General features: G+C 69.3%; 23 protein-coding genes. 11 read left to right on the top strand and 12 right to left on the bottom strand.

The features are described from left to right. Positions 1-2: 2 nt before the first annotated feature. The 5 genes from ACTJKH_RS02385 to ACTJKH_RS02365 are packed head-to-tail and all read right to left on the bottom strand — an operon-like array spanning position 3 to position 5,132. Complete coding sequence (locus ACTJKH_RS02385) at positions 3-815, bottom strand: ABC transporter ATP-binding protein (protein WP_440735607.1); 813 nt, start codon at positions 813-815, stop codon at positions 3-5. Beyond that, entirely contained in the window at positions 812-1,717 is a 906-nt protein-coding gene (locus tag ACTJKH_RS02380) for an ATP-binding cassette domain-containing protein (protein WP_440735606.1), read from the bottom strand. The genes ACTJKH_RS02385 and ACTJKH_RS02380 overlap by 4 nt, the downstream gene beginning before the upstream one ends. Beyond that, complete coding sequence (locus tag ACTJKH_RS02375; RefSeq protein ID WP_440735605.1) at positions 1,710-2,585, bottom strand: ABC transporter permease; 876 nt, start codon at positions 2,583-2,585, stop codon at positions 1,710-1,712. Before ACTJKH_RS02375 ends, ACTJKH_RS02380 begins: the two co-directional genes overlap by 8 nt. Then, a complete protein-coding gene (locus ACTJKH_RS02370) occupies positions 2,582-3,604 on the bottom strand; it encodes an ABC transporter permease (protein ID WP_210098531.1) in 1,023 nt (340 codons plus the stop codon). The genes ACTJKH_RS02375 and ACTJKH_RS02370 overlap by 4 nt, the downstream gene beginning before the upstream one ends. Positions 3,605-3,611: 7 nt before the next feature. Beyond that, complete coding sequence (locus ACTJKH_RS02365) at positions 3,612-5,132, bottom strand: ABC transporter substrate-binding protein (protein ID WP_440735604.1); 1,521 nt, start codon at positions 5,130-5,132, stop codon at positions 3,612-3,614. 119 nt (positions 5,133-5,251) lie between these two features. On the opposite strand from ACTJKH_RS02365, the gene ACTJKH_RS02360 reads away from it, so the two are divergent. Genes ACTJKH_RS02360 through ACTJKH_RS02340 form a run of 5 tightly spaced genes read left to right on the top strand, consistent with a single transcriptional unit; the run spans position 5,252 to position 10,306 of the window. Beyond that, positions 5,252-5,944, top strand: coding sequence for an alpha/beta hydrolase (locus ACTJKH_RS02360; protein ID WP_440735603.1), 693 nt, complete (start codon positions 5,252-5,254; stop codon positions 5,942-5,944). Further along, positions 5,941-7,233: an O-acetylhomoserine aminocarboxypropyltransferase/cysteine synthase family protein gene (locus ACTJKH_RS02355; RefSeq protein ID WP_440735602.1), complete on the top strand. Its 1,293-nt coding sequence runs from the start codon at positions 5,941-5,943 to the stop codon at positions 7,231-7,233. The genes ACTJKH_RS02360 and ACTJKH_RS02355 overlap by 4 nt, the downstream gene beginning before the upstream one ends. A 13-nt stretch (positions 7,234-7,246) precedes the next feature. After that, a complete protein-coding gene (locus ACTJKH_RS02350) occupies positions 7,247-8,302 on the top strand; it encodes an LLM class flavin-dependent oxidoreductase (protein ID WP_440735601.1) in 1,056 nt (351 codons plus the stop codon). Positions 8,303-8,340: 38 nt separating this feature from the next. Continuing rightward, positions 8,341-9,336, top strand: a complete 996-nt coding sequence (locus tag ACTJKH_RS02345) for a Gfo/Idh/MocA family protein (RefSeq protein ID WP_440735600.1) — start codon at positions 8,341-8,343, stop codon at positions 9,334-9,336. Further along, positions 9,329-10,306: an NYN domain-containing protein gene (locus ACTJKH_RS02340; protein ID WP_440735599.1), complete on the top strand. Its 978-nt coding sequence runs from the start codon at positions 9,329-9,331 to the stop codon at positions 10,304-10,306. The genes ACTJKH_RS02345 and ACTJKH_RS02340 overlap by 8 nt, the downstream gene beginning before the upstream one ends. Positions 10,307-10,327: 21 nt before the next feature. On the opposite strand, the gene ACTJKH_RS02335 is transcribed toward ACTJKH_RS02340, so the two are convergent. The 3 genes from ACTJKH_RS02335 to ACTJKH_RS02325 are packed head-to-tail and all read right to left on the bottom strand — an operon-like array spanning position 10,328 to position 12,584. Beyond that, positions 10,328-10,621, bottom strand: coding sequence for a Dabb family protein (locus ACTJKH_RS02335; RefSeq protein ID WP_440735598.1), 294 nt, complete (start codon positions 10,619-10,621; stop codon positions 10,328-10,330). A gap of 17 nt (positions 10,622-10,638) precedes the next feature. Next, complete coding sequence (locus ACTJKH_RS02330) at positions 10,639-11,778, bottom strand: Gfo/Idh/MocA family protein (protein WP_440735597.1); 1,140 nt, start codon at positions 11,776-11,778, stop codon at positions 10,639-10,641. After that, complete coding sequence (locus tag ACTJKH_RS02325) at positions 11,778-12,584, bottom strand: sugar phosphate isomerase/epimerase family protein (protein WP_440735596.1); 807 nt, start codon at positions 12,582-12,584, stop codon at positions 11,778-11,780. The genes ACTJKH_RS02330 and ACTJKH_RS02325 overlap by 1 nt, the downstream gene beginning before the upstream one ends. 110 nt (positions 12,585-12,694) lie before the next feature. Between ACTJKH_RS02325 and ACTJKH_RS02320 the strand changes: the two genes are divergently transcribed. The 3 genes from ACTJKH_RS02320 to ACTJKH_RS02310 are packed head-to-tail and all read left to right on the top strand — an operon-like array spanning position 12,695 to position 14,947. Then, positions 12,695-13,315 carry a TetR/AcrR family transcriptional regulator gene (locus ACTJKH_RS02320; RefSeq protein ID WP_440735595.1) on the top strand — a complete coding sequence of 207 codons (621 nt, stop codon included), beginning with the start codon at positions 12,695-12,697 and terminating at the stop codon, positions 13,313-13,315. Between the two features lie 19 nt (positions 13,316-13,334). Next, positions 13,335-13,964 carry a DUF4166 domain-containing protein gene (locus tag ACTJKH_RS02315; RefSeq protein WP_440735594.1) on the top strand — a complete coding sequence of 210 codons (630 nt, stop codon included), beginning with the start codon at positions 13,335-13,337 and terminating at the stop codon, positions 13,962-13,964. Then, a complete protein-coding gene (locus ACTJKH_RS02310) occupies positions 13,961-14,947 on the top strand; it encodes an epimerase (protein WP_440735593.1) in 987 nt (328 codons plus the stop codon). The genes ACTJKH_RS02315 and ACTJKH_RS02310 overlap by 4 nt, the downstream gene beginning before the upstream one ends. On the opposite strand, the gene ACTJKH_RS02305 is transcribed toward ACTJKH_RS02310, so the two are convergent. The 3 genes from ACTJKH_RS02305 to ACTJKH_RS02295 are packed head-to-tail and all read right to left on the bottom strand — an operon-like array spanning position 14,944 to position 16,577. After that, positions 14,944-15,342 (bottom strand): PLDc N-terminal domain-containing protein, encoded by a 399-nt coding sequence (locus tag ACTJKH_RS02305; protein WP_440735592.1) that lies wholly within the window; start codon positions 15,340-15,342, stop codon positions 14,944-14,946. The two genes, ACTJKH_RS02310 and ACTJKH_RS02305, sit on opposite strands and share 4 nt — an antisense overlap. Before the next feature lie 37 nt (positions 15,343-15,379). Next, positions 15,380-16,309 (bottom strand): aldo/keto reductase, encoded by a 930-nt coding sequence (locus ACTJKH_RS02300; RefSeq protein ID WP_440735591.1) that lies wholly within the window; start codon positions 16,307-16,309, stop codon positions 15,380-15,382. A 43-nt stretch (positions 16,310-16,352) separates the two neighbouring features. After that, complete coding sequence (locus tag ACTJKH_RS02295) at positions 16,353-16,577, bottom strand: hypothetical protein (RefSeq protein ID WP_440735590.1); 225 nt, start codon at positions 16,575-16,577, stop codon at positions 16,353-16,355. Between the two features lie 94 nt (positions 16,578-16,671). On the opposite strand from ACTJKH_RS02295, the gene ACTJKH_RS02290 reads away from it, so the two are divergent. The 3 genes from ACTJKH_RS02290 to ACTJKH_RS02280 are packed head-to-tail and all read left to right on the top strand — an operon-like array spanning position 16,672 to position 18,073. Next, a complete protein-coding gene (locus ACTJKH_RS02290; protein WP_307803618.1) occupies positions 16,672-17,049 on the top strand; it encodes a helix-turn-helix transcriptional regulator in 378 nt (125 codons plus the stop codon). Between the two features lie 23 nt (positions 17,050-17,072). Continuing rightward, positions 17,073-17,462, top strand: a complete 390-nt coding sequence (locus ACTJKH_RS02285; protein WP_440735589.1) for an ImmA/IrrE family metallo-endopeptidase — start codon at positions 17,073-17,075, stop codon at positions 17,460-17,462. A gap of 8 nt (positions 17,463-17,470) precedes the next feature. Beyond that, positions 17,471-18,073, top strand: coding sequence for a GNAT family N-acetyltransferase (locus tag ACTJKH_RS02280; protein ID WP_210098546.1), 603 nt, complete (start codon positions 17,471-17,473; stop codon positions 18,071-18,073). Positions 18,074-18,095: 22 nt separating this feature from the next. On the opposite strand, the gene ACTJKH_RS02275 is transcribed toward ACTJKH_RS02280, so the two are convergent. Further along, a complete protein-coding gene (locus ACTJKH_RS02275; protein ID WP_235560774.1) occupies positions 18,096-18,326 on the bottom strand; it encodes a hypothetical protein in 231 nt (76 codons plus the stop codon). Between the last annotated feature and the right edge of the window lie 8 nt (positions 18,327-18,334).

Below are 18,334 nucleotides of genomic sequence, written 5' to 3'. Positions count from 1 at the left end.
TGTCAGCTCCTGACGGGGGCGGGCGACGGGCGGTTCGCCCGAGGCGTATGGATGAGGGGAACGGAGTCGATCAGCAGCCGGGTGTACGGATGTTCGGGGCGTGAGATCACACGGCGGGTGGGTCCGTCTTCGACGATGCGTCCATGGTCGAGCACGATCAGCCGGTCGCTCATCGCGGCGAGCGATCCGATGTCGTGCGAGATCACCAGCATGGCGAGCTCTGGTCCGCGCGCGTCGCGCAATGCGATGAGCGCCTGCACGACCCGGTCGCGGCTCGCCGCATCGAGAGCGCTGACCGGCTCGTCGAGCAGCAGCAGCCGGGGCTCGACGACCAAGGCGCGGGCGATCGCCGCACGCTGACGCTGACCGCCGGAGAGGCCGGCAGGCAGGCGCGCGATCAGCTCCTCGTCGAGACCGACCGCGGTGAGGGCCGCCGCGCGACGACGTGCGGCATCGGCAGCGGGAACACCCGCGATGCGGAGTCCCTCGACGATCGAGTCTGCGACGCGGACCCCCGGATCCAGAGATCGGAGCGGATCCTGGAACACGTACTGCACCGCACCGCCGCGCCGCCAGGCTCGCAGAGCGCCGCCGCGAAGCCGCGTGACGTCGCGACCGTCCACGACGAGGCGCGATCCGGCAGAGGGGTCGACCGCACGCAGCACGGCCTTGGCGAGCGTCGTCTTGCCGGAGCCCGATTCGCCGACCACGCCGACGACCTCACCGGGGCGCACGGTGAGCGAGATGCGATCGAGCACCCGCACGCGGCCGTAGTCGACCGTGAGGTCTTCGAGTTCGAGAATCGGAACCGTCATGCGAGGAACCTCTCGAGTCCGTAGGCGGCATGCGCACTGAGCAGCTCCCGCGTGTAGGCATGCGCAGGTGCTCGCAGAACCCGCGACGTGGCGCCCGCCTCGACGACGCGTCCGTCTCTGAAGACCTGCACGCGCTCGCAGACCTGAGCGACGACGGCGAGATCGTGCGAGACCAGGATGAGCGCGAGGTCGCGTTCCCTGCGCAGACGGCTGAGGAGCTCGAGCAGTTCCGCCTGCACGGTGACATCGAGCGCGGTCGTCGCCTCGTCCGCGATCAGCACCGCGGGGTCGGCCGCGAGCGCCATCGCGATGAGGACGCGCTGGAGCATCCCGCCCGACAGCTGGGCGACACGCTGACGCAGCACCAGGTCGACCCGGCGTATGCCGAGGTCGTCGAGCAGCTCGCGCGCGCGTTCTCTGGCCTGACGACGCCCCAGGGAGGCGGCGACCCTCAGTGTCTCCTCGAGCTGCGCGCCGACGGGGATCGCCGGGTTCAGATACGAGGCCGGGTCCTGGAACACCGCACCGATGTGGGTGCCGCGCACCCGACGCCACGCGCGTTCGTCCGCCTCGGTGAGATCGATCCCGGCGACCTGCACGGTTCCGCCGGTCACCTCGAGGCCCGCGGGCAGGATGCCGAGCAGAGCGCGGCAGGTGAGGGTCTTGCCGCTTCCCGACTCGCCGACGATGCCCAGCGCCTCGCCCGGACGGACCGACGCCGTGACGCCGTGCACGAGTTCCGTGCCGTCAGAGGCGGTGATCACGAGATCCGCGACCGCAGCCGTGGTCGGGCGAGCGAGCGAGGCCTCGTCGAAGGAGGGGTGGAGTGGCGATCCGTGCACGACGGCTGTGCGGACTTCGGTGCCGCGCGTAGCGATGATCATCGACCCGGTGTCAGACATGCGCGACCGCCTTCCGCTTCGTGGGCGCGACCGCCGCCGCTCCGAGCACGTCTCGCGCCGCGTCGGCGACCACGTTGAGAGCGCCGACGGTGACGATGATCGCGAGCGCCGGAGCCAGCGGACCCCACGGCCGCTGGCCGAGGTACCCGAGGTCGCTCGACAGCATCCCTCCCCAGGTCGGCGCCGGCGGCTGCACCCCGATGCCGAGGAAGGTGAGCGACGCGACGGCGAGGAGTGCGCCGCCGAGTGCCGAGACGGATGCGACAACCAGATTGGGCGCGACCTGCCGCCAGACATGCCGCCGCAGGATCCACCAGGCGGAGGCGCCCAGATAGCCCGCCGCGTCGATGTACGGGGAGTCGCGTACCCGCAGAGTGGCAGCGCGCGCGATGCGGAAGAATCCGGGGGCGACCAGGATGCCGATCGCGAGCGTCGCCTGCACGAGGCCGTTGCCCAGCAGCGCAGCGAAGACGATCGCGAACAGGATGAACGGCAGCGCGAGGAGCGCGTCGACGATGCGCAGCGAGAACCACTCGGCGAACCTCGGCACGAAAGCGCTGAGGGCTCCTGGCACCGCTCCGAGCACGAGACCGATGAGCGCGGCGGCGACGGCGCTGATGAGTGATGCCGGTGCCCCGGCGAACAGCCGCGAGAGCACGTCCCTGCCGAGATAGTCAGTACCGAGGAGGTGGGCGAGGCTCGGCTCCTGCAGCGCGGCCGACGCGTTCTGCGCGAGCGGATCCTGTGGTGCGAGGGCCGGGCCGGCGACGGCGAGCAGGGCCACGCCGACCAGCACGAGTAGTGCGATCCTGACGCTCCATCCGCCGCGCCACAGTCTCACAGCGGCCGACGATGCGATGACGCTCATGCGGCGCTCCTTTCGGTACCGCCGGTGCGGGAGATCACGATGTTGAGCACAGCCCCCACGATCACGATCATCGCGATCGTCACCAGGAGCACGCCCTGCACGACGGGCACGTCCCCTTGCAGGGCGGCACGGTTGGCGAGCTGCCCGAGTCCCGGCATTCCGAAGATCACCTCGGTGATGACCGCTCCGCCGACCAGGCGCGGTGCGTGCACGCCGAGAGCGGAGAGTGCGGGGCCCGAGGCGATGGGCAGCGCGTGTCGGAACACGATGCGCGCGGGGCCGAGCCCGTGGACCCGTGCCCCGATGATGAAGTTCTCCCCCAGAGTGCCGACGAGCGAAGTCCGCAGCTGCCTGGCGACGTCGGCTCCCGCGTCCAGACTCAGAGCGATCGACGGCAGGACGAGGCAGACCAGCCACGCTCCCAGGTCCTTCTCCGGTGGCGTGTATCCGGCGACAGGGAAGATCGGGATCGCGTGGGAGAAGAGCAGGATCAGTGCGATCGCGGCGACGAACGCGGGCACCGTGGCGGCGATCGTGCTGAACGCGGTCACCACCCGATCGATCGCTCCTCCGCGGGTGACGGCGGCGAGCACGCCGCCGGTGAATCCGAAGACGAGCGCGAACAGCGTCGCCCCCGCCGCGATCGACAGACTGACGGGGAAGGCCTGGGCGATGCTGTCTGCGACCGGGATGCTCGTGAACCACGAGGTGCCGAGATCGCCCGTGACAGCCCCCGAGATCCAGTCGACATATCGCACGAGGAAGGGTCGGTCGAGACCGAACTGGTGATTCAACCGGTCGACGTCGGCCTGCGTGGCGACCTCTCCCAGAGCGACAGCCGCGGGATTCGAACCGCTCGCGGCCCCGAGGGCGAAGGTCGCGAAGGTCGCGAGGAGGAAGACGGTGACCGCCGTGACGAGGGTTGCGAGGATCACCCTCAGTGCGGGCCACGCGCTGGGGCGTGCGGCCCCGTCGTCACGCTCGGGCGCTGCGAGCTTCTCGGCGGTCACTGTCGACATGGTCTGCTCAGCCCTCGACCTTGACGTCTTCCCAGCGCTGCACGTCGAGCCAGTGCCGGATGCCGGTCACCGTCTCGGGGTGCACGAGGATCCGCGGCCAGCTGAAGAGGAACGTGTTCGGCTGCAGCTCCACACCGATCTCGACGGCATCCTGGATCTTCTCGGCGTAATCGTCGGCATCCGTGGGCGTGGCTCTCGCCGCATCGATCGCCTCGGTGAGCTCGGGTGGTGTCTGGCGGCCCAGGTTCATCAGGCCCTCGGTGCCGTAGAGCACCTCGAGTCCCTGGAGCGGCGACTGGCGGCCCGAGTAGCTGTCGAGCACGAACGGCAGGGTGCGCTGCACGTAGTTCTGGGCGACGGCTGCCGCAGGAAGGACGTTCAGGGTGACATCGATTCCGGCCTCCGCCCACTGCGCCTGCAGCACCTCGGCGAGCGCCGTGTCGTCTTCGGTCAGCGACAGGGTGATCGTCAGCCCGTCAGGGTGACCGGCTTCGGCGAGAAGCTGTCTGGCGGCCTCCACATCGTGGGGGTACAGGTCGTCGAGTTCCGGGCTGTGTGCGACGTAGCCCTCGGGGAACGGCTGCCAGTTCGGCGTGCCCTGCCCGAAGTACGCGGCATCCACGAGCGCCTGCCTGTCCGTGGCATGACTGATGGCCTGGAGCACGCGCTGGTCATCGAACGGTGCGACGGTGCTGTCGACGTCGAGTGCCCTCACTGTCAGAGCCCTGATCGTCTCGACCTCCAGGTTCGCCGCCTCCGCGCCGGCGACCTGGGCCGGTGGGACCTGCGCGACATCCCACTGCCCCGAGTTCACACCGGCCACGACCGTCGCAGGATCCGTGACGGGGACGATCGAGAAGTCGTCGATGAAGATGTGCTCCGCGTTCCAGTAGTCCTCGTTCTTCTCGAGGTCGGCATGGGCGTTGGGCACGTACTCGGTGAGAGCGAACGGGCCCGAGCCCTCGGGCTGGGTCGCGAGTGTCGTGACGTCGTCGAACGCCGCGGGGTTCACGATGAAGCCCGTCTTGCCCGCGAACAGATACGGCACCTGGTAGTCGGCCTGGTCGAGATGGACGGTGACCGTTCGCTCGTCGTCGACATCGATGCCGACGACGATCCGCAGCTGGCCCGCGAGCGTGGAGTTCTCCTGATCGCGTCCGCGTTCGATGCTCTGCTTCACCGCGTCGGCGGTCACGGGCGTGCCGTCCGTGAACTCCGCCCCTTCTCTCAGGTGGAACGTGATCGCCGTGCCGTCGGCGTTGTACTCCCAGCTCTCGGCCAGACCGGGCACGACCTCCCCCTCGGTGTCGAGCTGAGTGAGCCCGTCGTAGACCAGCGCGAGCGCATGCGTGTCCCATCCGGCGGTCGAGGTCACCGGATCCCAGCTCGTGGGCAGTGCCCAGCCCCAGGTCAGCGACGTCGTCTCGGACGAGTCGGAAGGAGCGGCGGATGCGCCGGCGCAGCCGGCCAGGGCAAGGGTCGCGGCCGTTGCGGCGGCGAGCAGAGGAAAGCGAGATCGGGGGGTCATGACAGCGAACGTAGGAGTGGTGCGTGGGGGCCCACAACGCCCGCGAAGCGGAGGGTCACGTATCGCAACACTGCGAAATATCGGCTGAGGCCAGGGGCCGCCGACAACAGGATGGGGGCATGACCACGACCTCCTCCCCCGCACTCTGGACGCCTCCCTCCCGCGTTCGCGGCACGCTGGCCCTCGTCACCGGACGCGGCGAGCGCGCAGGCGTGTACGAGCGATTCGGCCGCCGTCTGAGCGCGGACGGCTACATCGTCGCCGTCTTCGACGAGGACGCCGATGCCGCGAGCGACTGGCTGTCGGAGACCGCCGACACCCCGCGGGTGCTCGTCGGCTCGGATGCCGGAGCATCCGCCGTGCTGCGCCTCATCGCGCAGGGCGCCTCCGTGGAGGCGGCGGTCGTCGCCGGCACCCTGGTGGATGCCGAACTCGATCTGCCATCGGCTGAGGAGCGCACGGCCTGCCCGCTGCACCTGGGTGTGCTGGCCGCCGAGGCCACCGCGGTCGATGTGGCGCGAGCGGAGCCGCTCCCGGCACCCGCCGACCTCGCGGCGATCGATGTGCCCGTGCTCGCGATCCACGGCGGCGCCGATGCGGTCTCTCCGCTGCCGCAGCTGATCGATGCACTGCGCGCCGTTCCCGACCTCGAGATCGTCGAGACCGTCGACGGACTCCACGACGCGCTCAACGACCAGTCGCACCGCAGCGTCGCGGCCGCGCTCGTGCAGTGGCTCGAGCGTCTGCGCGTCGGCGACGTGCATGCCGCGATCATCCGCACGCACGAGACGGCGGCGGTGGCGACCGCATGACCGAGTTCTCCACCCGTCAGATCCAGGCCGGCTACGTACCGGGCACCCCGCAGAACACCGCCGTCCCGCCGATCTACCAGACCGCCGCGTACGAGTTCGCGTCGCTCGCCGACGCCGCAGACCTCTTCGCGCTGCGCGCCGCCGGAAACCTCTACAGCCGCAACGCCAGCCCGACCCAGCAGATCCTCGAGGAGCGCATCGCCGCACTCGAGGGAGGGGCGTCGGCGGTTGCCGTCGCATCGGGACAGGCGGCGGTCGCCGTGACCCTGCTCGCGCTCGTGGGGCGCGGTGGGCACATCGTCGCCGCCACCCAGCTGTACGGGGGCACGGTCGACCTGCTGCAGGAGACCTTCGACGATTTCGGCATCCCGGTGACCTTCGTCGATCAGGACGACCCCGACGCCTGGCGCGCGGCGATCCGTCCCGAGACGCGCGTGCTGTTCGCCGAGTCGATCGCGAACCCGATCGCCCAGGTCCTCGACATCCGCGCCGTCGCCGACATCGCGCACGACGCAGGCGTCCCGCTCGTGATCGACAACACCGTCGGCACCCCGTATCTCGTGCGCCCCGGCGAGCACGGCGCCGACTTCGTGGTGCACTCCGCGACCAAGTTCCTCAGCGGCCACGGCACGTCTCTCGGCGGTGTGGTCGTCGACCAGGGCACCTTCGACTTCGGCCGCGAGCCCGCGCGCTGGCCGCACTTCACCGAGCCCTACGCACGCGTCGGCGACTTCACCCTGTGGGACCGCTTCGGCAGCGGCCAGGCGTTCGCGGCGCTGGTGAAGTCGAAGTACGTGCACGACCTCGGGCCCTCGCTCTCGCCGTTCAACGCGTGGCAGATCCTGCAGGGCGTCGAGACCCTCGACCTGCGGGTGGCGCGGCAGACGGCCACAGCGCTCGCGATCGCGCGGCACCTGCAGGCGCATCCGGCGGTCGCGACCGTGCACCACCCCGGTCTCGAGGGCAACCGCTGGCATCCGCTCGCCCAGCGCTACCTGCCGCGGGGAGGGCCCTCGGTCTTCTCGTTCGACCTCGCCGTCCCCCTGGATGCCGAGACGCAGGGCAGCGTCGCGCGCGTGGTCGACTCGCTGCAGGTGATCCGCCTGGTCGCGAACATCGGCGACGCGCGCAGCATGGTGAATCATCCGGCGTCGATGACCCATTCGCACCTCACCGCCGAGCAGCGGGCCGCCGCAGGCATCTCGCTCACCACGATCCGTCTGTCGGCGGGTCTCGAAGATCCCGTCGACCTCATCGCCGACCTCGACCGCGCTCTCGCGCTGGTCTGACGCAAGGACCATCATGGCAATCGACCTCGGCTACTGGACCCCCGTGTACGGCGGGTTCCTCCGCAACGTCACCGATGAGGGTCGCATGGCCGCGACCTGGGAGTACATCCGCGAGGTGTCGGTGAAGGCCGACCGTCTCGGATTCCACACCACCCTGGTGCCGGAGCTGTACCTCAACGACCGCAAGGGCGTCGATGCGCCGAGCCTGGAGGCGTGGTCGCTGTCGGCGTCCATCCTCGCCGTGACCGAGCGGCTGCGCGTCATGACCGCCGTCCGCCCCGGTTTCCACCTGCCGGCGGTGCTCGCGAAGACCGTGGGGACGCTGGATCAGATCGCCCCTGGGCGCGTCTCCCTCAACGTCGTCGCCGCGTGGTGGGCCGAGGAGGCCCGACAGTTCGGCGGGCGGTTCACGACCCATGACGAGCGCTACGTGCAGGCCGAGGAGTTCGTGACGGTGCTGAACGGCCTGTGGGAGCACACGCCGTACTCGTTCGAGGGTTCGCACTACTCGCTCGACGGCACGATCGTCGAGCCGAAGCCGTCGACCCACCCCGTGATCTTCGCCGGCGGAGAGAGCGAGGCGGGGCGTGAGTCGATCGCCGGCTTCGCCGACGCGTACGTGATGCACGGCGGCACGCTCGAGGAGGTGCGCGCCAACGTCACCGACATGAATGCCCGCTCCGAGCGACTGCACGGCCGCCCGATCGCCGAGTTCGGGATGCCGGCATACGTGATCGTCCGCGACACCGAAGCCGAGGCGCAGCGCGAGCTCGACCGCATCACGACCGTCGACCCCGACTCCCCCGGATACGCGTCGTTCGAGGAGTTCCAGCGCAACTCGAAGCTCTCGCTCGAGCTCACTCGTCGTGAGTACTCGGTCGGAACCAGGGGCCTTCGCCCGAACCTCGTCGGCACGGCCGAGCAGGTCGCCGAACGCATCCACGACTACGCGGATGCCGGTATCACCCTGCTGCTGATCCAGGCGTCACCGCTCGACGAGGAGCTGGAGAGGATCGCCGAACAGGTCTTCCCCCTCGTGCCGCAGCGCACGCTCGCGGCTCTGACCTGATCGTCCCGGCTGTCGGTCGCACCCTCTACGCTGAGACCATGACTGGTCTTCGTTGGGGAATCCTCGCGACCGGCGGCATCGCCGGCGCGTTCGCATCCGATCTGCGCACCGCCGGGCTCGATCTCGTCGCCGTCGGCTCCCGCTCGCAGGAGTCGGCCGACGCGTTCGCCGCCCGCTTCGACATCGCGCACGCGCACCCGTCGTACGAGGCTCTCGTCGCCGATCCCGACGTCGACATCATCTACGTCTCCACGCCGCACCCGATGCACCACGAGGGTGCCAGACTGGCGCTCGAGGCGGGCAAGCACGTCCTGGTCGAGAAGGCGTTCACCCTCAACCGGGGCGAAGCCGAAGACCTGCAGCGCCTGGCCGCCGAGCGGGGACTGCTCGTGATGGAGGCGATGTGGACGCGCTATCTGCCGCACATGGTCCGCATCCGCGAGATCATCGCCGCCGGCACACTCGGTGAGATCCGCGCGGTGAGCGCCGACCACACGCAGCTCCTCCCGTCCGATCCCGCGCATCGCCTGAACGCCCTCGAACTCGGTGGGGGCGCGCTGCTCGACCTCGGGATCTACCCGATCTCGTTCGTCTGGGACATCCTCGGCGCACCGGTCAGCATCCAGGCGGCGGGCCGTCTCATCGAGACCGGTGCGGACGCCGAGGTCGCGACGATCATGACGCACGAGGGCGGCGCGCTCTCGACCACGCTGTCTTCGTCGAGAGCGGCCGGCCCGAACGCCGCGAGCATCGTCGGCACGAAGGCCCGCATCGACATCGACCGCGTGTGGTACACGCCCACCACGTTCCGCGTCGTGCTGCCCGACGGCACGATCGCCGAGGAGTACGCCTCCGACGTCGCGGGTCGGGGCATGGAGTACCAGGCGCATGCCGCCGAGCGCCTCGTACGCGAGGGCCTGCTCGAGGGCGACATCCTGCCGATCGCCGAGAGCGTCGCCATCATGGGCACTCTCGACGAGATCCGCGCCCAGATCGGCGTGCGGTACCCGGGCGAAGGAGCACACAATGGCTGAGGCACACGACGCACGCGTTGCCGTCTATCTCGACTTCGACAACATCGTCATCTCCTGGTACGACCGGGTGCACGGACGCAACGCCTACGGCAAAGACCGTCAGCGCATCACCGAGAACCCCTCCGACCCCGAGGTCACCGAGCGGCTCGCCCGCGCGATGATCGAGGTCGGCGCGATCATCGATTACGCCGCCTCCTTCGGCACTCTGGTGCTCACCCGCGCGTACGCCGACTGGTCGTCTCCGGTGAACGCGGTGTATCGCTCGCAGCTCGTCGCGCGTGCGGTCGACCTCGTGCAGCTGTTCCCCGCCGCGGCCTATGCCAAGAACGGCGCCGACATCCGCCTGGCCGTGGATGCCGTCGAAGACATGTTCCGTCTGCCCGACCTCACGCATGTCGTGATCGTCGCCGGCGACAGCGACTACGTGCCGCTCGCGCAGCGCTGCAAGCGCCTGGGCCGCTACGTCATCGGCGTCGGCGTCGCCGGTTCCACCGCCAAGTCGCTGGCCGCCGCGTGCGACGAGTTCGAGGCCTACGACTCACTCCCGGGCGTCGTGCGACCGACCAAGGCCGCGGCCCCCGCCCCGGTGGCCGCGGAGGTCCCCGAGCCCGTCGCCGAGCCCGAGCCCGCAGTGAAGACCAAGGCCAGGCAGCCGGCCAAGACCGCCAAGGCGAAGGCCGCAGCCCAGGCGCCGGCGAAGGTCGACGAGCAGGGCGAGGGCACCGAACAGGGCGAGGCGACCGAACTGCTGCAGCGTGCGCTGCGCTTGGGCCACGACAAGGCCGACGCAGACGAATGGCTGCACAGCTCGGCCGTGAAGACGCACATGCGACGCATGGATCCGTCGTTCAGCGAGAAGGCTCTCGGCTACCGGTCGTTCTCGGACTTCCTCAAGTCGCGCGACAACATCGCCGAGCTCGAGGAGACCGGGCACGAGCGCCTGGTGAAGCTGCGCGACTCGGCCTCCTGAGCGAGGCCACGGCCCCGCGGTTCACTCCGTGAAGTCGTACTCCTGGAACGCCGCGACCTCAGGCACCCACCGCTCCGACACGAACGCGGTGTGCGCGGGGTGCTCGTTGTACGCCCGGTAGGCATCGGCGTCCTGGAACACCATCGAGAACTGATGCTCGAGGTCGCTCTTCGGACTCACCTGCCTGCGGGCCGTGAAGCCCTCGACACCGGGGATCGATGAGAGCGTCGAACGCCCGGTGTCGAGGAAGTCCCGCTCCTCGGTCGAACCCGCCTCGTGGACGAGGCGGAAGACGACGGTGTGCTGAATGGCCATGGAGCGGGTCTCCGATCTCAGAGAGTCGACTCGAACGGGTCGAAGTCGGCACCGAGGGAGCCGACGGACTCGAGCGTGCTCTCGACCTTCACGAAGCTGCGCGACTCCGCGGCCTCCTCGATCGAGAGCAGGGTGTCGAGCACGTGGTACCCGAACTCGCCGGTGGCGACGTGCGGGCGGCCCGCCGCGATCGAACGCGCCATGTCGAGCAGTCCGACGCCACGGCCCGAGAGCACGCCCTCCTGCTCGACGTCGACGACCTCCTGCACGGTCGGCTCCGGCGGAACGAAGACCCGCTCCAGCGGACGCGTGATGGTGATCGACCCGCCGAATGTGTTCGGGTCGGGGATCACGATCGTGCCCTCGGTGCCGGTGATCTCGACGATGCCCTGACGCAGCAGCGGCGAGTCGGTGCTGTACAGGCTCTGCGCCTGTCCGCCCTGCTCGAAGTCCATGAGCACGCTCAGCGTCGACGGGATCTCGACCGGGAACTCCTGACCCGCGAGCTCGCCGACCTGCACTTTGCGCGTCGGCGTGCCCTGCAGCCCGAGGGCGGCCACAGCAGCGACCGGACCGAACACATGCACGAGCGCCGACACGTAGTACGGCCCCATGTCGAGCAGCGGGCCCGCGCCCTTGGCGTACAGGAAGGCGGGGTTGGGATGGAAGATCTCCGGCCCCTGCCACTGGAAGGTGGTCTGGGCGAACAGCGGACGACCGATGTCACCGCGAGCGATCGCGCGCTTGGCCGTCTGCACTCCCGGTCCGAGCACGGTGTCGGGTGCGACGCCGACGCGGAGCCCGGCGGCATCCGCTTTCTGCAGCAGCCGCAGCGACTCGTCGCGGCTCACACCGATCGGCTTCTCGGTCCAGACGTGCTTGCCCGCGGCGATGATCGCCTCGGACACCTCGACGTGGACCGCCGGGATGGTCAGGTTCACGACGATGTCGATCTCGGGGTCGTTCAGGACGACCTCCACGCCTCCGGCCCGGGGCACACCGTACTTCTCGGCCTGCGCCTTCGCGCGGTCCTCCAGCACATCGCCGACGGCGATGACGCGCACATCCGGGAAGGTCGTGAGGTTCGAGAGGTACTGGTCGCTGATGTTCCCCGCGCCGATGATGCCGACGCCGACGGGTCCGTTGCCGATCGCCATCAGCCGGCCACCTTCTCGTCGAGGTAGATGCGGCTGCGCTCGACGGCGGCCCACAGGTCGCTCTCGTAGTGATCGAACTCGACGATCGCGAGCTCGAGCGCGGGTGCGGCGGCGATCGCCTCAACGAGAGGAACCGCGCCGTCGCCCGCAGGCACCTGGTCGGCCGGCGGGTACACGTTTCCCAGCGCCGGGTCGAGCGTGCCGTCCTTGGCGTGCACCGCGATCACACGATCACCGAGACGCTGGAGCAGCGCGACCGGGTCGACACCGCCGCGCGCGACCCAGTACAGGTCGACCTCGAGCACGACCCGCTCGTCGAGCAGGCCCGCGAGCACCTCGAGACCGGTGACGCCGTCGAACACGGCCTCGAGCTCATGCGCGTGGTTGTGATAGCCGACGCGCACGCCGACGCTCGCGCCGACAGCGGCCGCCTCATTCAGCAGACGAGCGGTCTCTTGGATCTGCTCGACCGACTCCCAGCGGGCGGGCTCGGTGTACGGGTCGATGACGGTGCCCATGCCGAGCACCTTGGCCGCGGCGAAGACCTCGGCGGGCGACGGCACCGGGAGGGTGGTGCCGCTGCCGTCGGGGTTCACGAACGACTGCGAAGCGAGGAACGCGTGGCCCGACGGCGCCGTGAGACCGGCGCTCTGCAGCGCATCGGCCATCGGCTGCGCGCGGCGCACGAAGTCGTAGGGCTCGACGGCGGTGAAGCCACGAGCAGCCACCTCTTTCAGGGAGCCTTCGAGGTCGGCCTCCAGCTGGTCCTTGATCGTGAACAGCTGGATGGAAGTCTGGATCGTCACTGGTCTCTCCTTCAGTCATCGGCGACGTGCGGGTTCATCGACCCGTCTGTCCGAGCACGTTACCACCAAATACCTCCGTGCGGAAGTTTTCATTTCGCTACACTCTCCCCATGACCGACGACCTCTCCCCGACCGACGACGAGGGCCGCCCTCGCCCCCGCGGCGCCTATGCGAAGGGGATCGCCCGCCGCCAGGAGATCCTCGACAGGGCGATCGAGGTCTTCGCGGAGCGAGGCGCCGACCGCACGAGTCTGCGCTCGATCGCGAGCGCCGTCGGCGTGACCCACTCGGCGTTGACCCACTACTTCGGCTCCCTCGAGGAGCTGCTCGTGGCGGTCTATCAGGAAAGCACGGTTCCCGAGAGGCAACGACCGAATCTGCTCCCCCCAGACGCCACCCCCGTCGAGCGGATGATCGAGTCCGCCCGCACCAACCGTGAGATCCCCGGTCTCGTGCAGCTCTACTCGACGCTCGTCGCGGCCGCTCTCGAAGAGGGCCACCCCGCGGCACGCGAGTTCGCGACGACCCGCTTCTCCCGGCTTCGCACCGACATGGCCACGATCGTCCGCGACCAGCAGAAGAGCGGACGCATGCGCGAGGACGTGGATGCCGACGCCGTCGCCGCCCTCGTCGTCGCGGCCTCGGACGGCCTGCAGACCCAGTGGCTGCTCGACGAGTCTGCGCCGCAGCACGAGGCATTGGCGCTGCTCGACAGGCTGCTCCGCCCCTGACGCTCGGTAGGGTGAGGGGGTGACAGCTGCCGAGACCGCCTCGCGGTCGCCCTACGAGCGGGCGCTCGGTGAGCGCATCGCAGAACTCCACCCGAAGACGGCCTGGTACTTCCGCACCATCCCCGACGGCCAGGTGGGCGTCGGAACGGGCGTCTTCACGACCGCGGGCTCACGGCACCGATGGCTCTGGCCCGTGTTCCGAGTCGCAGAGGCACTCGGCGTCGCTTTCGCCGGCTGGGAGCAGGATGTGCCGTTCCGCATCGAGAACCGCACGATCGGCGGCACGGCCGTGGCCGTCCGCCACTTCGAGCTGCCGGGGCGCACCTGGGTCATGCCCGACACCGTGACCCTCGGCGCGAATCGCATCTTGCGCAATGAGATCGGCCCCCACCGCACGGTGGTCACCACCTTCGACATCGACGTCCGCGACGGAGCTGTCGTGCTCACGATCCGACGGGTCGGGATGCGGTTCGGGCGTCTCCGCATCACCGCCCCCCGCTTCCTGAGTCCGCGCATCGGCCTCGTCGAGCGCTGGGACGAAGACCGCGAGCGACACCACGTGAACATGACGATCGATGCTCCGCTGCTCGGTCGCGTCTACGAGTACACCGGCTTCTTCGAATACGCGATCGAGAGCGAGACCCCGTGACGAACACCGCTCCTCTGCCCGCAGGCCCCGTGGTGATCGGCGGCTCCACGGGGTTCATGGGCCAGTACCTGATCCCGCGCCTGCGCGCGGCCGGGCGCGAGGTCGTCACGATCTCGCGGTCAGGCGCCGACATCGCGTGGGACGATCAGGACGCGATCGACCGCGCCGTCGACGGATCGTCCTTGGTCATCGGCCTCGCCGGCAAGAGCGTGAACTGCCGGTACACCCCGGAGAACCGCGCGGCCATCTTCCGCTCACGACTCGACACCACGGCGTCGCTCAGCTCGGCGATCGCGAAGGCGTCGAGCCCGCCGCCGCTCTGGGTGAACTCGTCGACCGCGACGATCTACCGTCACGCGGAAGACCGTCCGATGACCGAATCGTCCGGAGACATCGGCACGGGGTTCTCCGTCGAGGTCGCCAAGGCCTGGGAGCGCGCACTGTTCGCCGACGACCTGCCGGCCACCCGCCGAGTGGCGCTGCGCAGCGCGATCGTGCTCGGCCATGGCGGCGTGCTCGGCCCGCTCAAGAACCTGGCAAGGCTCGGCCTCGGCGGCGCGCAGCACGACGGCCCCTGGCCGATCAGTCGCGCGCGTCGGGCCGCCGGCACCGGCCACCGCCCCGGCGCACGCCGAGGTGAGCAGCGCTTCAGCTGGGTGCACGTCGAAGACGTCGCACGCATCATCGACTTCCTCGAGGTGACTCCGTCTCTCGAGGGTCCGGTCAACGCGGCCTCCCCGAATCCCTCCGACAACGCCGAGTTCATGGCCACCGTGCGCCGCGTGCTCGGCGTCGGCTTCGGTCCGCCGATGCCGCGCTGGATGCTCGAGCTCGGCGCCATCGGCATCCGTACCGAGACCGAGCTGATCCTGAAGAGCCGTTGGGTGATCCCCGAGAAGCTCACCGTCGCCGGCTTCGAGTTCGCCTACCCGACGCTCGAGGATGCCATCAGGGAGTCGTTCGACGTCGAGCAGGCCGCCTAGCCTGCCGCGGACTCCGACCCCGTGGACGAGTCGCCGTTCTCACGGCGACGCTTCTCGATCTCCTGGCGCAGCCGCCACTCCTCGATCTCACGGTCGAGATCGGCGATCTGCTGCTCGGTGCTGCGAGTGTCGACCGGCGCCGCAGCGGGCCGCGGTTCCGGCCGCCGTGTCGTCGGTCGGGCAGCCGGACGCATCCTCGGGATGCGCAGCCCCGCCTCGGAGTACTCCCTGCCGATCGCGAACCACAGCAGGCTGCCGATCAGCGGCAGGAGGATGACGATGATGATCCACGCCATCTTGGGCAGGAACCTCACCTGGGAATCGTCGCGCTTGATGATGTCGACCAGGGCGCCGACCATCAGCGTGATGACGAGGATCGAGAACAGGAACGGCATGAGTTCAGGGTAGACGACGACCGGCCGTCATGCCCGACTACGGGAGCAGATGCCCCGCGGCACGGAAGAGCTCGTACCACTCGGCACGCGTGAGCGCGATGTCAGCGCCGGCGGCGGCATCCCGCACCCGTTCCGGTGTCGTGGTCCCGAGCACCACCTGCATCTTCGCGGGGTGCCGAGTGATCCAGGCCGTCGCGATCGCGATCGGCGCGACGCCGTACGACGCCGCGAGGCGGTCGATCACCGCGTTGAGCTCGGCGTACTCGGGGTTGCCGAGGAAGACGCCGGTGAAGAAGCCGCCCTGGAACGGCGACCACGCCTGGACCGTGATCCCGTTGATGCGGCAGTACTCGACGATGCCGCCGCCGTCGCGGACGATGCTCTGGTCCTCGCCCACCATGTTCGCCGCCACGGGCTGCGCGATGATCGGCGCGTGCGTGATCGACAGCTGCAGCTGGTTGGCGATCAGCGGCTGCGTCACGGCCGTGCGAAGCAGGTCGATCTGCCGTGGCGTGTGGTTCGAGACGCCGAAAGCCCTGACCTTGCCCGCCGCCTCGACCTCGTCGAATGCCCTGGCGACCTCGTCGGGCTCGACGAGCGCGTCCGGTCGGTGCAGCAGCAGGACGTCGATGTGGTCGGTGCGCAGCGCCTTCAGCGATCCTTCGACCTGGCGGACGATGTGCTCGTACGAGAAGTCGAACGAACCCTCCGCGGGGTTGATCCCGCACTTCGTCTGCAGCACGATCTCGTCACGCTCGGCAGCACTCAGACCGAGCGCGTCGGCGAAGCGGCCCTCGCAGAAGTGCATGCTTCCGCCGTAGATGTCGGCGTGATCGAAGAAGTCCACTCCTGCGCTCCGGGCGGTGTCGTACAGCGCGCGGATCTGGGCGTCGTCCTTGTCGTCGATGCGCATCATCCCGGCGACGACGGCGGGGGCGGTGGAGGATCCGAACGGGACAGTCTTCATACGACCCACGCTACTGCGACCCGGCGCCGAGAAGCGAGCACCATCAGCCGTCGTGCACGCACGGCATCAGCTGCGAGGGCGTGACGTCGAGGGCATCGGCGATCTCGCCGAGATCCGCCACGGTGAAGTCGAGCTGCATGGCGAGCTTCTTGCGCAACTGGTGGGCGGGCATCCCGATCCGCTCGGAGAGCCATTCGGTGGTCCGACCCGCACGAACGATCTCGTACGCCACAGTCAATGCCACCACTCGTCGCACATCTGTCGTCACCCAGAGACAGTATCGCCCCATGCGGGGCGCCACAAGAGCGATCAGCACCAGTATGACGGCATCCTGGCTTCGTGCCGGTGCTATCGTGACTCACGTGAAGACACCGGGCGAGCAGTTCAATGCGGCCGTCGGGCGCCAGCTTCGGGCCGAGATCGCCGCTGCAGGCAGCAGCATCGCCGCGATGGCTCGCGAGATCGGCATCGCCCGCAGTGCACTCGACAACTACGTCACGGGCAAGCGTGCGATCCCCGTGCCCGTCCTCTATGCCGTGAGCACGGCGCTGGACGTCGAGCCCCACGTCGTGCTGAGCCGCGCGGAGGAACGACTCCGCGCCGAGGGCGGACGCCACATCGCGACGGTCACGCCACTGCATCCGCGCACCGATGTCCCCGGTCGACGCCAAGATGAGTCCGAGGTGGCATTCGAGTCGCCTCTCGCACACGACGACGACACCGACGATCTCTACGATTGACGACCCCGCGATGAGGAGGCCTCTTGGAGCTCCTCCTTCGCCTGCTCGAAGAGAACGGCCTGCACCTGGTCGAGCGGCCCGGGCGCTCGCGTGGAGGGTACGAACCGCGCACGGCGACGATCAGGGTGGCTCCCGGCCTGAGCCGCAGAGCGACCTGCAGCGTGCTCGCCCATGAGCTGGGCCATGCGATGCTCGGCCACACCCCCGCCACGGATGCCGCGACGCGGGCCCGACAGGAGACCCGCGCCGACGAGTGGGCCGCGCGCCTGCTGATCACCCCCGCCGCCTATGCCGCCGCAGAGCAGACGCGGGGGTCCCATCCTGCCAGCCTCGCCTTCGAGCTGGGTGTGACGATCGAGATCGTGACCGCCTACCAGCGGCTGCTCCGCCGCACCGGCCTCACGGCTGGTTGAATGGCTGCATGACGTTCCGCACCACCCCCGCTCCGGTCACCCTCACCGGACGCCTCGTCGAGCTGCGACCGCTCGAGGCGTCGCACCACGACGGACTCCTCGACGCGCTGCTCGAGGGCGATCTGTGGAAGAACGCCTGGTACACATCGGTGCCGTCACCGGACGGTCTCGCGGCCGAGATCGACCGCCGCATCGGCCTGGTCGAGACCGGCGGGATGATCCCGTTTACCGCGTTCGACGCGTCAGGTCGCATCCTCGGCCTCACGTCGTACTACGACCTCGACGACGACGCTCCGCGCCTGCACATCGGGTACACCTGGAATCGTCCCTCGGCGCACGGGACCGGAACGAACGCCGAGTCCAAGCTGCTGCTGCTCCGGCACGCGTTCGACGTGCTCGGAGTGTTCCGCGTCGGCCTGACCACCCAGTGGGTGAACTTCCAGTCGCGTGCGGCGATCGAGCGGCTCGGCGCGAAGCAGGACGGCGTGATGCGCGCCATGAGCCGCTACCGCAACGGCGCGTTGCGCGACAGCGTCGAGTTCTCGATCATCGAGCCGGAGTGGCCCGCGGTGAAGGCGAACCTCGAGATGAGGCTCGCCAAACGGGGGTGATCGCCCGGGCGAGCGGCGCCGACTACTCGGTGGGGTTGCCCGACCAGTTGTCCTTGCGGCGGGTGGCCGACCCGCGCTGACGCATCATGAAAGCCAGCGACAGGCTGGTGATCAGGAGACCGGCGACGAAGACGATCGCCTGGAAGTCCTCCAGCGACTGAGCGAACCCCATGAGCCAGATACCTCCGAGGAAGAGGATCATGAAGAAGATGAAGCTGAGGATCACGGGGTCTCCTGTCGTAACGGCCGTCATCCAGGATA

Source organism: Microbacterium sp. 22215 (assembly GCF_052045655.1).
Classification (GTDB): Bacteria; Actinomycetota; Actinomycetes; order Actinomycetales; family Microbacteriaceae; genus Microbacterium; species Microbacterium phyllosphaerae.
The sequence above is the reverse complement of the archived record's forward strand: the minus strand, read 5'-3'. Positions and strand labels throughout refer to the sequence as shown.

Coding starts and splice junctions, on each gene's coding strand:
- ACTJKH_RS02345 (WP_440735600.1), top strand. CDS start 8,341: ATGACTGGTCTTCGTTGGGGAATCCTCGCGACCGGCGGCATCGCCGGC.
- ACTJKH_RS02305 (WP_440735592.1), bottom strand. CDS start 15,342: ATGCCGTTCCTGTTCTCGATCCTCGTCATCACGCTGATGGTCGGCGCC.
- ACTJKH_RS02350 (WP_440735601.1), top strand. CDS start 7,247: ATGGCAATCGACCTCGGCTACTGGACCCCCGTGTACGGCGGGTTCCTC.
- ACTJKH_RS02275 (WP_235560774.1), bottom strand. CDS start 18,326: ATGACGGCCGTTACGACAGGAGACCCCGTGATCCTCAGCTTCATCTTC.
- ACTJKH_RS02340 (WP_440735599.1), top strand. CDS start 9,329: ATGGCTGAGGCACACGACGCACGCGTTGCCGTCTATCTCGACTTCGAC.
- ACTJKH_RS02300 (WP_440735591.1), bottom strand. CDS start 16,309: ATGAAGACTGTCCCGTTCGGATCCTCCACCGCCCCCGCCGTCGTCGCC.
- ACTJKH_RS02360 (WP_440735603.1), top strand. CDS start 5,252: ATGACCACGACCTCCTCCCCCGCACTCTGGACGCCTCCCTCCCGCGTT.
- ACTJKH_RS02370 (WP_210098531.1), bottom strand. CDS start 3,604: ATGTCGACAGTGACCGCCGAGAAGCTCGCAGCGCCCGAGCGTGACGAC.
- ACTJKH_RS02365 (WP_440735604.1), bottom strand. CDS start 5,132: ATGACCCCCCGATCTCGCTTTCCTCTGCTCGCCGCCGCAACGGCCGCG.
- ACTJKH_RS02380 (WP_440735606.1), bottom strand. CDS start 1,717: ATGTCTGACACCGGGTCGATGATCATCGCTACGCGCGGCACCGAAGTC.
- ACTJKH_RS02355 (WP_440735602.1), top strand. CDS start 5,941: ATGACCGAGTTCTCCACCCGTCAGATCCAGGCCGGCTACGTACCGGGC.
- ACTJKH_RS02280 (WP_210098546.1), top strand. CDS start 17,471: ATGACGTTCCGCACCACCCCCGCTCCGGTCACCCTCACCGGACGCCTC.
- ACTJKH_RS02335 (WP_440735598.1), bottom strand. CDS start 10,621: ATGGCCATTCAGCACACCGTCGTCTTCCGCCTCGTCCACGAGGCGGGT.
- ACTJKH_RS02320 (WP_440735595.1), top strand. CDS start 12,695: ATGACCGACGACCTCTCCCCGACCGACGACGAGGGCCGCCCTCGCCCC.
- ACTJKH_RS02385 (WP_440735607.1), bottom strand. CDS start 815: ATGACGGTTCCGATTCTCGAACTCGAAGACCTCACGGTCGACTACGGC.
- ACTJKH_RS02330 (WP_440735597.1), bottom strand. CDS start 11,778: ATGGCGATCGGCAACGGACCCGTCGGCGTCGGCATCATCGGCGCGGGG.
- ACTJKH_RS02375 (WP_440735605.1), bottom strand. CDS start 2,585: ATGAGCGTCATCGCATCGTCGGCCGCTGTGAGACTGTGGCGCGGCGGA.